The 13,316-nt window shown below is 35.2% G+C and carries 9 protein-coding genes; 3 read left to right on the top strand and 6 right to left on the bottom strand.

The features are described 5' to 3' along the window. Positions 1–133 precede the first annotated feature (133 nt). A complete protein-coding gene (locus H4J73_RS02445; protein ID WP_182181008.1) occupies positions 134–2,044 on the top strand; it encodes a methyl-accepting chemotaxis protein in 1,911 nt (636 codons plus the stop codon). Between the two features lie 654 nt (positions 2,045–2,698). Here H4J73_RS02445 and H4J73_RS20750 read toward each other — a convergent pair. The 3 genes from H4J73_RS20750 to H4J73_RS02460 all read right to left on the bottom strand — a co-directional run bounded on the left by H4J73_RS20750 (position 2,699) and on the right by H4J73_RS02460 (position 8,772). After that, positions 2,699–3,640: a kelch repeat-containing protein gene (locus H4J73_RS20750; RefSeq protein WP_182181009.1), complete on the bottom strand. Its 942-nt coding sequence runs from the start codon at positions 3,638–3,640 to the stop codon at positions 2,699–2,701. Between the two features lie 496 nt (positions 3,641–4,136). Then, the gene (locus H4J73_RS02455; protein WP_182181010.1) at positions 4,137–7,808 is read right to left on the bottom strand and encodes a M1 family aminopeptidase; all 3,672 of its coding nucleotides are present in this window, start codon (positions 7,806–7,808) and stop codon (positions 4,137–4,139) included. Positions 7,809–7,833: 25 nt separating this feature from the next. Then, positions 7,834–8,772 (bottom strand): ABC transporter ATP-binding protein, encoded by a 939-nt coding sequence (locus tag H4J73_RS02460; RefSeq protein ID WP_182181011.1) that lies wholly within the window; start codon positions 8,770–8,772, stop codon positions 7,834–7,836. Between the two features lie 289 nt (positions 8,773–9,061). On the opposite strand from H4J73_RS02460, the gene H4J73_RS02465 reads away from it, so the two are divergent. Beyond that, positions 9,062–10,408, top strand: coding sequence for a sensor histidine kinase (locus tag H4J73_RS02465; protein ID WP_182223690.1), 1,347 nt, complete (start codon positions 9,062–9,064; stop codon positions 10,406–10,408). Beyond that, positions 10,401–11,141 (top strand): LytTR family DNA-binding domain-containing protein, encoded by a 741-nt coding sequence (locus tag H4J73_RS02470; protein WP_182181013.1) that lies wholly within the window; start codon positions 10,401–10,403, stop codon positions 11,139–11,141. Before H4J73_RS02465 ends, H4J73_RS02470 begins: the two co-directional genes overlap by 8 nt. Before the next feature lie 822 nt (positions 11,142–11,963). Here the strand turns inward: H4J73_RS02470 and H4J73_RS02475 are convergent. The 3 genes from H4J73_RS02475 to H4J73_RS02485 are packed head-to-tail and all read right to left on the bottom strand — an operon-like array spanning position 11,964 to position 12,919. Continuing rightward, on the bottom strand, positions 11,964–12,149 hold the full coding sequence (locus H4J73_RS02475) for a hypothetical protein (RefSeq protein WP_182181014.1): 186 nt from the start codon (positions 12,147–12,149) through the stop codon (positions 11,964–11,966). 31 nt (positions 12,150–12,180) lie between these two features. Beyond that, entirely contained in the window at positions 12,181–12,588 is a 408-nt protein-coding gene (locus tag H4J73_RS02480; protein WP_182181015.1) for a hypothetical protein, read from the bottom strand. Continuing rightward, complete coding sequence (locus H4J73_RS02485) at positions 12,575–12,919, bottom strand: hypothetical protein (protein ID WP_182181016.1); 345 nt, start codon at positions 12,917–12,919, stop codon at positions 12,575–12,577. Before H4J73_RS02485 ends, H4J73_RS02480 begins: the two co-directional genes overlap by 14 nt. Between the last annotated feature and the right edge of the window lie 397 nt (positions 12,920–13,316).

Below are 13,316 nucleotides of genomic sequence, written 5' to 3' on the forward strand. Positions count from 1 at the left end.
GTGTGATTACGGGTATATGTTAAGCTCAACCAAATTGAGAGCGTATGCACCTTATAAACACCAATTAGACTGGTTTTATGATTGAATTGACGTAACAACAAAATATAAAAAACTTACACATGGGATCTATTTGATGCAATTTTTAAACACCCTTTCTATCCGATCAAAACTGGTCATTGCCATGTTAATGGCTGTTATTATTTCAACCAGCATCGTCGGATTTGTTGGCCACTCAAAAGCAAAAGAGCTACTCATTTCAAGGCTGCAACAATCAGATTTACCTAACCTGCTTTTGCGTGTTCGTAATGCGGTGAATGGAGAAATTTCTGAAATGAAAGTGCTAACCAAATCAATTGCGACAAACCCCTTTCTTCTTGATTGGATTGAGTCTGGTGCGAACAAAGAAAATGAAGCTAATGTTATAAAAATGCTGAATAAAATAGCTAAAGATAACAATTTAAGTAATGCGTCTTTTGCCGATCGAAAAACAGCTAATTACTGGAATCAGGATGGGTTTCTGCGAGTGCTGAAAAATGATGAGCTTGATGGCTGGTTTTTTGCGTTCACCAATGGGGGGGAAGCAGAGTCGGCAAGTACCTATGGATATCCTAATGGCAATGTCGATGTATTTATCAATTATCAGCAGATAAACGGTCGAGGCGTATCTGGATTATCAAAGTCTTTTAATGACATGGTTAATTACTTAAATAGCTTTAAAATTGAAGAATCTGGCTTTGTTTATCTTGTTGATCATACCGGGTTGGTAAAAATTCATAAAGATAAAGAAAAAAGTGAAAAAACAAAAATCACTGACCTTTATAGCGATATAAATGCGCAAACACTGTTAACTCAAAAAGACTTTGCATTCCAAGAAACTGACAAATTAATTATTGCGACAAGCTACATCTCAAGCCTTGGCTGGTATGTAGTTGCCGAAGTTCCAAAAGAAGAGCTTTACCTCGCGCTAAACGAGTCTCGAAATTATATGCTTATGTGGTTTGCCATTATTGTTGCTGTCTTTATCTGTGTCAGTATTATTTTAGCAAAAAGTTTAACCAGACCGATTAATGATCTTGCGGTCATATTCAAAGAGCTGGGTGATGGAGATAGTGATCTTAGTTACAGACTAAATGAAAGCGGTGGTGACGAAGTATCGCGTCTGGCGCATGGTTTCAACGCCTTTATTATTAAGATACACACGGTGGTGAGTGATGTGTCAGCAACATCGAAAGATGTTCGTCAAGCATCTATAAAAGTTTCCCAAGATGCAGAACAGTCAAAGGTAGATGCTCAGGGGCAGCGTGATATCGCAATACAAGTAGCCGCGGCCATTAGTGAAATGGGTTCAACGATCACAGAAATTGCAGCAAACGCTGTACATGCAGCAGATTCGACGAATGATGCGACAACTCAAGCTAAAAATGCACAAGATATTGTTAAAGAATCAACTGAAAATATTTACCAAATGGCGCAGAAAATGGACTCGGCATCAACAACCATTGAATCTTTAGCGGATAAGAGTAATGCCATTAGTAGTGTGCTTGAGGTTATTCGTGGTATTTCAGAACAAACAAATTTACTTGCATTAAATGCTGCGATTGAAGCTGCACGTGCGGGTGAACAAGGTCGTGGTTTTGCTGTTGTCGCTGATGAAGTACGCAACTTGGCGAAGCGTACCAGCGAATCAACAGATGAGATTAATAAAATGATCAACCTTTTGCAGTCAGAATCTAAGCGAGCAGTTGACAGTGTAAGAGAAAGTAAAGAAACCGCCGATATTGCCGTAAATGATGCTCAGCAGACAACAGAGGCTCTCGAAGATATTGTTGCAAACATTCAACAAATTTCAGATCTAAATACTCAGGTTGCCACTTCAACGGAAGAGCAAGCAACCGTTGTTGGGGAAATTAATATTCATGTACACGCAATCAGTGATAGCACAGAAAACAGTGCACAAATATCAACTCGTATAGCCTCTGCAAGTGAGTCACTAACAGCAATGGCAATGAAGCTAGATAGCTTAGTCGAACGATTTAAAATATAAGAAAACTTTTAATCAGTAATAATATTAATATTTAAGCGAGAAATAAAAATTTATACGTCTTAGCTTTCTATCTTGTTATAGGGCCTCTGACACGTTACAGAACATATGCTAATGTCGATTATCATTGAAGGTAATCGACATTTTTTTGGGCAAAAGACCTGTTGTGACAACAAATTCTGAGCAATTTACATTAATATGCTAATGACTGCATTAATGAAAACCAGACAGTATATTTTATAAAAACTAAAACGTATGCATTAAACAGTCGATAAAATAAGTTAAGGTTGTTTACTGGTTAATCTCGTTAGAACTAATAATATTCACGATATTCTCATTTATGTAACGACGCATAATGTTTGAGACTCCCAACCACTAAATGAAACTGGCTTCTAATGATCAAATTTGCCAAAAAAGCCGTCCTTTTTTATGGTTTATAGATTATTTCTGCTAACGATAACTTAGGAGTTGAGAGCGGACATATCAGATTAACCAGTAATAAATTAGTCACGAGAGTTTTTATAATGCTGCTAGCAGGCCCTTTACTCTGCTTGATATCCAAAAGATTAACGGAAATACTATTCTGTATAATTGACTAACATTACGAACTAAAAATATAGCAGTAGTTTGAATTATATTTACTGTTATAGTTACATATCACAAGCTAAATTCTTGTATGTAATCAAGAAAAGATCCTTTTGTACCAGTGTTTCCGCCTATCACATAAGTAGTATCACCTAATGTTGTTGTTGCATTATGCCTACTGGCCTTATAACCAATATCAATCAACTCCCACTCATACGTTAGAAAATCATAAGAATAAGTAGAATTCAAATTATTGTAATTCCCAAAAACAAATAATTTATCTTTGACAATAGTGAGAGAGTGAGCGCTAATTCCTTCAGGCATAGTAGGAAGCGATTCCCATTTATTCAACTGTGGATCAAATCGTTCAAAAACATCAAGCGAAGAAGTTCGATCATACCCTCCAACAACATATATTAAACCGTCTCTAACCACCGCTCTTGTCGTTTTCGCTGTTGGCATATCAGCAGCTCGTACCCACTTTTTTTGAGCTATGTTTAAGACGGCTACAATCGGACTAGCTGTTATCTGCTCTTTACTAGGATATCCGCCACCAAAAACAAAAACACTTCCATTTAAAAATACTGCACTATTGATACGTGTTGGTGCGGGAAGCGGTTGTGCAAAGCTAACTTCATGTGTGATCGTATTAAATACTTCGACTCTCTTTTCATATCTAAATTTTTTGTCCTCAATACTTACTCCACCTAATATATAAATTGAATGCTTTCCATCCCAAACTGCTGAAAAATATCGCCTTGGTATTAACCTATTTTTTAGAATCTCTTTTTTTCCTAATAAGGGTTCAATAATCTCAATATCTGAAAGAAAACCTGATTTGTTCGCACCAGCCAGCACATATATCTTACTACCATCATTTACAGCAGCATGGCCATATCGAGCAGTAGACAAAGATAAAGACTCTGAATTCAAATCAGACTTTAAACTACAGCCCGCTAGAATAATTAATAAAAAAGTTGTCATAGATAGAGAAATATTTTTTGAATTTATCACGATTTTAATCCATTAAATGATGAAGTCTGTAGATTATTATATTTACGTCACACAGACAATAGCATCAAATAATTAAAGACAACCTTCCTTTTCACAAAGTTTGCTTTTTGTAAATCAGCGATAAATGCTCGCTTATAGCGTTGAATTGACCTAAAGAGCAGCTGATAGCTAACGATACTAATGCGAAAAAACGGTCCTGATTTTGATGTCATTTATCGTCCATACTGTGTCCATTATCTTCAAGAATAGCTAACGGGAGATGTTTGTAAGTTTATATATATGCTGATGAGCTATGTCAAATTGAAAATTTTAACAATAATTGTATCTAAAAACAGTGAGTTGAAGCATCATTTCAATTTTGCTCCAATTACTTTCAAATAAGCTTATTTCTTATAAATAACATTTTACCTAAAATGCTAATTCAGCGTTAGCTGGCAAGGCTTATACAGGATCAGTACGATTAAATTCCCTAATAAAAACATGATAATAATAGCCATTATTTATCTTCAATTTTTGAAATATTATCAGACAAGTTTTTATCTAATCTAGTGTAATCTGGATCAATCATTACACAGCCAGGTTTATCTTCGACAATCAAGGTGATAGTCGAGTTAGTTTGATTAATTAACTGGTTTGTAATAGATAATGCCTTTGCACTCCTACGTCCTGGGTATGCGCGGTATAATGCAATTTGTATTGACTCATCTATGCCTATCTCACTGACCAGTCCATCCTTATCTGTTGATAATCGTAATGCTTTAACATCGATCACAACCTCATAACGGCCATCAGGAAGCTCGCTAACAACCGCTTTATTAATAGCTAAATCGTATTCAATAACCTTAGTTAACCAATCTTGAATAAGGCCTTTTTGCAAGTTATTGGCGATATCTAATATTGCGCTGAGTAAATCATCAGTTGTGGCACTTAAAGTTAATTTGTGACTATCGATTAACTGTTTAAAGGCAGTATTAAGTTTTTGCTCTCCTAACAATTCTTTTAAGGCTGTAAATACCACCGGTCCTTTACCATAAGTAAGATAACGTTCATGGTCTGCATCGATTACGCCAACTTCAGCAGTACGAGCATAAGCACGTCCTGAAAAATAACGACGTTGAGTATATTTTGTTAATTGGCGAGCCATGTTATTTCCATACATTTTTTCTAATATCACCGCTTCCATATACTTGGTTAACGATTCAACTAATACACCTTCACCTTGGGTGATTTTAGGGGCTAATTTTTCTCCCCACCACTGATGCATCACTTCATGAATGGTATTTCGAGCTGTGTTATTAATGTCCGCACCATCATTATAATCTTCGATGTATAAACTTTCCGACAAAGCGACAATGCCCGATGTAGCTTTGCCACCAAAAGGATGATATTCAGGTACTTCAAGGATACGTAAACTGTCAAACGCATAAGGCCCAAGGTTTGCTGTTGCGTAGTCAAGTGTTGCTTTAGTTGCACGTAACATTTCATCGATATTTATCCCATGTTCAGGATGAAAATACATCTCAACAACAAGTCCATTGTGCTCAATGCTCTTCGTTTCATAGATTGCTGAGATGTAGTCTACTAGTGGATATATGGCTTTTTGCATTTTGTAATGGAAATAGTTTCGGCCATCTTGTTGCCACGTTTTTATCAATTGCCCTGAAGTTACGGCTGTTTGCTCAATTGACGTTGATAGTACCGCTTCAAACGTCCTTTTTTGGGTGATGAACTTGCCTTTATCTGTGAGTTTTTTTCTGTCTGAAATACTGGTGGCTTTGGCAGTTAAACCACGATTTTCACGTTCAAATTCATCATTTATTTCAATACGTTCGATATAGCCCATCAAGGGTTCAAATCCACTGTGATTAAGATAAGAGCCGTTATTCACTATGCCTTTATTAATAGCGAAAGGCGACGATGATTGCGATAATTGATAACTCATTGCTAAGCTTTCTCCTGATAATAATGGCTTTGTTAATTGAAATAAATATACACTCCAGTTTGCAGTTGAATCGTTAAGTAATACCGTTGCCCCCGAAATTTCTATACTTTGTAGCGGTACACGTGCGGTCACAAATATTTCATGCATTGCTTCATTACCCGTATTAACCAAAAGGTAATCCGCTTTAACTGAGTAACTTTTCAGATTGGGATAAAAATCAACAGCAAGCTTCATTTCGCTCACTTGTGGAATAACTAAGCTTTGATATTGCTTATATTTATGCTCATAAATCGCTTGGTCTTCAAAACTTTTATCCCTTGCTTGGTAATCACTCTTTACAGGAATATTGACTTGAATAAAAAAACCGAAGGCCAAAAGACCGGCTAATGATGCAGGTAAATACACCTGTGTTAAGTTGGACTTTGTCTGTTTCTTTGTATCATTGTTATACGATGGTGATTTTGTTTTACCTGAAAAATCACTTGTTTTATACCACTCGCCCCTATTCCATTTAAGTACAGTCAGTCCAGCAACGATAAGTGCAAATATCCCCCAAAATCCAGCTAAGTAATGGAACTTAATGGCAAACTCTCCATACCCTACTAAATCGGAATCAATACGTAATAAACTAGGCAGTTTATTGATGTTTAAGAAAGGATGTTCAAAGCCAAAGAGTCCATTTGATATTGCTAACAGTACAATAACAATCGCACTAATCATCATGCCTAAATATTTATTGGCAAAACGACTATTGGCAATACGCGTTTGTATAAAGAAAATTAATACCGTTTGAATTAACACCGGCAGGGCGACGAAATAAAACAGTGAAAGATAATGAGAAAATTCGAAGCGGTAATAATCATTGGATATTTGAAAAATAATCGATGCAACAATATTCATCGCCACGAGAAACAATGGAATAAAAAATAATGATAATAGCTTTGCACCATAAATAGTGGCATTAGCAACAGGTGAGCTGTCAATAAAACTGTCGGCTTTAAGGAGCTTTTCTTGCCAGATTTTTTCTGCACTATAAAAAATAATAATCGCAGTAACTAATGGAGTAAAAGCTTCGGTGCTATAGCTAACTAAAAGCACTGTTGTGGGATAACGTCCAGAGAAAACACCACTACTAAAGACCCCCACTGCCATCAACATACCCACAATGGCCAAGCCAGTAACAAATATAACTAAACCTCTAAATGCCCATTGACCGACGATTTGTTTAATTTCAATGACTGACAATGTTAACAAGGCTAAAAGTTGAAATTTAAGTCTTTTAGTATCAGTAATGACTAAAGGTGCTGCAAGATGTTTTTTAAATTGAGCTGGAACAAAGCTAGGTATAGCATTGATTATTTTAGATTTATTACGTGAATTTTTTCGTTTATCACTAGACGTGTTTTCACTTGGTTGAAAATGTTGAATAACAACTTTCCCAAGATATACAAATACAGCTAATGCTATCGATAACCAAATAACCCGATTTAACAATAACGAACCCGACAAACTAAATAACTGCTCGTTTTTTTGTGCCGGTGTCCAGAATTGACTTTGTTCAAAGAAAGCACTCGTACCAAAAGGGTCTAACAAAGCAAAGATGCTGACCATGCTTGGATCTTTAAACACCATGCTTCCAGTTACCGGCGCACCGATAAACATCATTGATACCCAAAAAAAGATAAACAGTGAAATTGCCGTGATGTAAGTGGCAAAAGCATTTTGTTTTTTTAAAGTCACTGCCACTAATATACTTGTGGCAATAAGGGTATTTGGTAAAACAAAGACTAACCAAGGCCATAAATAGTGGCTCAATGTAAATTGGCTAATTTTTTCTTGGTCAAGACTAGGAGATAATATTCCCAACATTAGCCCAATGGATAAAATAGAAACAACACATAAGGTACTCATTAATACTGCGATGGTACAACTGGTAAATCGTTGCTTTATCGCCAACATACCGACAATACCGTCAAAATGATGATCTTTGTCTCTAAGTAAACTATTAACACAAAATATCATCGCGGCGAAAATGCTAAGTACCGAAGTTAGTGCGATAAAATAACTTAAACGATAAGGCGAGTTAATGTGGAGTAATTCCATCCCCTGACCTAAAACATCTGCGTTAATAACAACACCATAACTCAGTAAAGCAAGTAAAAATATAATGAAAGACGGTTGTTTAATTTGATATAAACTCTCGAAACGTAATAATTGAGTCAACATATTTAGCTCCTTAGCTACTCTTTAGTTAGCGCTGTTGTTGCTTTAAGGTATGGAAATAAGCATCTTCTAAATCGGCTTCCACAGGTGTAAAACCATGCCCAGGATTAATGTCGGATACCAGCCTGATTTGATAACAACCACTCTTCAATCGCACAGACAACAATTCATATTGTTGCTGAACCTGCTCTAATTTATTTTTTGAGATAGTTTTTCTCCAAAGCCTGTTTTGTAAAGTGCTTATTAAGGCTTGTGGTTTCCCCTGAAAACATATTTCCCCTGCATTTAAAATCGCCATTTTTGGACATAAATTATTGATATCTTCAACAATATGAGTTGATAAAAGTATGATCATTTTATCTGCAATATCAGATAAAATATTATGAAAACTATTACGCTCAGCGGGGTCTAAGCCTGCTGTAGGTTCATCAATAATTAACAATTGAGGCGAGCCGAGCAATGCTTGAGCGATACCAAATCTTTGTTTCATACCACCTGAATAGTTGGCAACCGCTTTATTTTTGTGCTCGGTGAGATTGGTTAACTCCAGTAGATAGTCTATTTGTTTTTTTCTCGTTGTTTTGTCTATTACACCTTTTAATACCGCTAAGTAATCAAGTAGTTGCACAGCAGACATTTTAGGATACACACCAAATTCTTGTGGTAAATAACCAAGGTATTTCCGAATCGCGTCAGGGTTAGCTTGGCTGTCCTCACCATTGAAAATAATATTGCCATTGTCGAAAGTTTGTAACGTTGCCAAACTCCGCATAAAGCTCGACTTACCCGCACCATTTGGACCAAGTAAACCGAACATACCGTTAGCTAATGTTAGATTGACATTATTTAGGGCTCTAAAACCATTATGATAGGTTTTACTTAATCCAGAAATTTTAAGCTGATTCTCAATACTACTGTGCTTATTTGAATCGATATTCAAGCCTGATGTTATTGCTACTGCTTCCATAGTGTTACTCCACAAGAGAAAGGTAAATTTATTTGCAACAGTTATAACCAAGCCAATAACTATTCCCTAGTGATAAATAAACTATGTGACGTACCCTAGATTTTCTTGGCCAAACACCAGTTTAAAAGGCGTAATACCGTTTGTATCGAAAAAGACTTAATTGGACATCATAATGATAGGATTGGTCAAATAGCGTGATTTTACAGAGATTTTCGACAGTAAAGTGCTCGCTTGTATTACTAAATACGTGTATTTTTAGCGCTCTTTGATAAGGTATGCGGGGTGTTGTATGAACAGTTTATTTTTGGTGTTTTTATTGGTGGGACTTTTTATTATCGACAAATTCATTTGTAAATTAATAGAGCCAAAAAATTATTCACTTAAAGAAAACCTAGTGAAAGCTAAACTAGCCTTGTTCACTCAATGTAAAAAAAATCGAGTGAGCATATTATTGGTTTCAACTACGTTTCTGGCCTTAACCATGTTTATGTTGATATTAGATGCGCGAGAAAATCGCTTACCTTTTGCCATTACACTACTTTGTTTAAATTATCTCGTTTTGATCCTATTGATAATCGCTCATAGCCCAATGTTAAAGTCAATAATAGGGGTAAATATCTCCCAAAAAGAAAGTAATACTACAAAATTAAGGATGTTTTTAATTTGGCTTAATAACCATAACATCGCGTGCAGTTATTTATTGGCATTGAATACTTTATTAGTCTTTAAAGAAGTACATATCATTGATCTATTCTATAATTTGACCATAGCTTTTTGTTACGCGCTTATGCTTTATCACATCGTACTTTTTATTAAAAAAAAGTCACAAAGCCAGCCTCAATCATTTGATTTGAAAACCCAAAAAATTTATATCCTTTATGCGAGCTTTATTGCCGTATGTTTCTTTGCATCGAACACTGTCGATAATAGTGAATACGGCACTAAGTTCCAATTAACCATATTGAGCTGGCTGATGCTTTTTCACTTGTTTTCTCATTGGGTTATAGGTCAATGGAAGTTAGTTAAACAACTACAAAACGAACGTACTGATGCCGAGTTAATGCACTTAAAAAGTCAGGTAAATCCACATTTTCTCTTTAATACTATGAACAATTTATACGGTTTGGCGTTAGAAAAGTCTGATCAAACTCCGGGTTTGATCCTCAAACTTTCAGACATGTTGCGTTATACTATTTATCAAGGTAAAAAAGATCAGGTACTACTCAAGGATGAGATCAATTACCTTAATGATTTTATTGAGTTACAGCAAATAAGATACCATAAGCCAGTAAATATAACGTTTGCTCATGAGATAGCAGATGCTGGTTTAGCTATTTCACCCTTATTATTATTAATACTGGTAGAAAATGCATATAAGCATGGCGTTGAAAAACTCACTGATGAAGCTTTTATACTTATCAAGCTTGAGGCTACAGAACAAAGCATGGTATTTGAAATAGAAAATAATTTCGATGAGAGTGAACAAAGTTGCCATACGGGTATCGGGCTACAGAATTTAACACAACGATTAAAGCTGATTTATCCTGATTCACATCAGATCGATGTCACCTCAAGACATGGTGTGCATTGTGTTCGACTAGAAGTACAATTAAAGAGCCAACATAATTATGAATAACAAAGAGATTCGCTTCATGGTCATTGATGATGAGCCTATCGCGCATCGTATCATAGAAGAATATTGTACAAACTTGCCACATTTTAAGCTGGTTAATCATAGTTATAACGCGCTGGAAGCCATGCAATTTCTCGCGACCGACAGTGTTGATTTAATGTTTCTTGATATCAATATGCCAAAATTAAGCGGCTTTGATTTTCTCAAAACGTTAACCGTCAAACCTCAGGTAATTGTTACTACGGCTTATCAAGAGTTTGCCTTAGAAGGCTTTGAATTAAATGTCAGTGATTACCTGTTAAAACCTTTCAGTTTTGAACGATTTTTAAAAGCAGTAAATAAAATACACCCTAAAAATAAGTTACCTGTGGGGGAATACCGGACTACTTCAAATTCGCAAGATAAGACTAATGCCTTAGAGCAGAGAATATTTATCAAGGGGGATAAAGCTCGTCACCAAATAGCCCTGAATGACATTCTTTATATTGAAGCTTGCGGTAACTATTGTTTGGTTTACTCTAGTGATAGCAAAATAGTTACTCATCAAAAAATATCACAGTTCGAAAAAGAGTTACCCCAATGTTTGTTTATGCGCGTACATAAATCTTTTATCATTGCTAAAAATAAAGTTAACTGTGTCAGTTCTTCACAGCTAGAAATTTCCGATGAAACTATCCCTATTGGGCAAACTTACAAAAAAATGATAACAGAATTTATTAATAAGACTAGAGAATAAATAGCTAAGTTTACCTGATACTTTAAGACTATTTCAAATATTGCATACTTTAGTTCTCAATCAACTTTAAATTTTTCATTCTACTTTTAGGGATAAAAATATCTCACTTTCTGCCCCACAACGAGTTAGAACTAACCGTTATTTTTGCCAAAAACCCGTCCTAATTTAGGCGTAAATGTATCTTCATAAATAGTCAGCTTAACCACCATAGCGGTCATATAGATTTTTTGCTGTTGTATTTTTAATCTCAATAACAGCGCTAGTAAATGTTAAAATAAGATAATAATTATTTTTTTGACTTTAATTTATTGATATTTGTAGTTGAACTATCTATCAATGACTGATTTATTTGTTACCGCAAGCATCTCAATACTCAAGCATCTTGGTAAATAGCTCCAGCTAAGTTATTGTTAGCACTGTACGTGCGAGCCTTAAGCAGATTTAATTCTCTTACGATTTTCTTTTAGTATTGCTTAATATTAGCTTCAGAGCGTTTTATCTTATTGCTGATAATATGTGATTTGATAATGTAGTCATTATTACAGGTTGTAGATTGAGGTTGCTTTTGGGCTGACGTGATAGATTTAGACATTACATCTAATATTATTAACTTTTCAGGTTCGCCATCGCCGCAAGGCATTTGACTATATTTAATTATCCCTATCAACAGTACATTTATATACTGTTCCAGCTAACGTTTTATCAACCAATATCATTGATAATATAAATAAAACCACCCTGCTCATGACTATATCCCTGTCAATTTTCAATAAGATAATATTTACAAGACTAAACACAAATAATTTAGGCGAAAAATCACCGTTAGTAACTCAAAGGCTGACGTCTGTTTTTAGCGGTGAGAATAGCAACTAAACCCGATTGAATATCACCTTGACTGGCTCCTGATGCACCACAGCGATCATTCGTCATTAAACGCAGTGCGTAAGTGAGTAAATCGCTTCTTTTCCTGTCTGCTATTGATCTCAAAGAGGGTATTAACAATTTCACCTATCCGGTACGATCCTAACTAGAATAGGCGTTAACCCGTTGAACAAATAATAGTTGGATTATAAAAGTTAATTTCAGCATCTAGTACGTTATAAACATCGGAACTAACCAAAACAGCTTTTTGACAATCAATTAAATGTTGTATCCTACTCGCGTATTTCCCCCAAGCCTGCCTGTCTTGGTTGAACGTCACATATATGCTTATAGGATGATTCTCAAAACAATTATATGCTTCTCCTGAAATACGAATGACATAATCATGGGAGCTTTCAGGAAACGTAATTACATTTCCTTCTCTTACGCTCTTGCTTTGTATTTTATTTTGATCACAATTTAATGCTGTTAGGTAGCAACCTAATTTCATTTGGTGATATTCTCGATGCTCAGTAAGCACATCACTTAACTCTATGATTTTTATTTTTTTATTAGTAATCAACATTATCTTTCTCATGAATTGAAGCAATAGCATCGTCGGCAACTTTTTTATTCACCCATTCAATAGCAATAACGCGTTGCTTAATTTTAATTATACCGTGGCAGTTTTCAAGTAATATGATCTGACTTTTATACTCAATGAATGCACTTAATAAATGCTGCATGAGATTAAAAAAACCAGACGCTTTATACTTACTAAAATCATCATCAGGCGTTGACCAAGTGCTATAGTCAGCATCTTCCGCTATAGCGCCAAAGACAATAGTGAACTCAGCTTCCCCATAAAGAGTAAACTGCTCTAATAATTGCCGTATTCTACTGTATTCAATACTCATATCACTTTCGTTAAACATAATTTTTAACTAATTGCCTACCATGAAAACATCTTAACTCGCTGTGCGACAAAGAGTGTCGCAATAAAATATTTTTTAAGCGACACCGGTTGTCGCGAGAGTCATTATTATGTGTTATGGTAAAAAACATATTATCTAAGCTATTAAATTAAATGATTTTTTATTAATATTATAAAAAGGAGTTCACTATTAACGTCGGTATATTTTGGTTTTATAAAAACAACTTAATTGCTAAAAAAATAGCGATTGAAACTTTGGCCCCTGATGATATAGGCATGGTTGATAGTCCCTTTCAACATATAACAGAATGGGAAAATAAACACATTTACTTACCCCATTTTAAAGAACTTATCGCTAGCGAATACCAGGAACTTCCACG

This window comes from Colwellia sp. MB3u-41, from assembly GCF_014076845.1.
Lineage (GTDB): Bacteria > Pseudomonadota > Gammaproteobacteria > Enterobacterales > Alteromonadaceae > Colwellia_A.

What these genes read in the sequence shown, in the direction of transcription:
- H4J73_RS02465 (WP_182223690.1), top strand. Translation starts at nt 9,062, where the DNA reads ATGAACAGTTTATTTTTGGTGTTTTTATTGGTGGGACTTTTTATTATC.
- H4J73_RS02480 (WP_182181015.1), bottom strand. Translation starts at nt 12,588, where the DNA reads ATGTTGATTACTAATAAAAAAATAAAAATCATAGAGTTAAGTGATGTG.
- H4J73_RS02470 (WP_182181013.1), top strand. Translation starts at nt 10,401, where the DNA reads ATGAATAACAAAGAGATTCGCTTCATGGTCATTGATGATGAGCCTATC.
- H4J73_RS02455 (WP_182181010.1), bottom strand. Translation starts at nt 7,808, where the DNA reads ATGTTGACTCAATTATTACGTTTCGAGAGTTTATATCAAATTAAACAA.
- H4J73_RS02485 (WP_182181016.1), bottom strand. Translation starts at nt 12,919, where the DNA reads ATGAGTATTGAATACAGTAGAATACGGCAATTATTAGAGCAGTTTACT.
- H4J73_RS02445 (WP_182181008.1), top strand. Translation starts at nt 134, where the DNA reads ATGCAATTTTTAAACACCCTTTCTATCCGATCAAAACTGGTCATTGCC.
- H4J73_RS02460 (WP_182181011.1), bottom strand. Translation starts at nt 8,772, where the DNA reads ATGGAAGCAGTAGCAATAACATCAGGCTTGAATATCGATTCAAATAAG.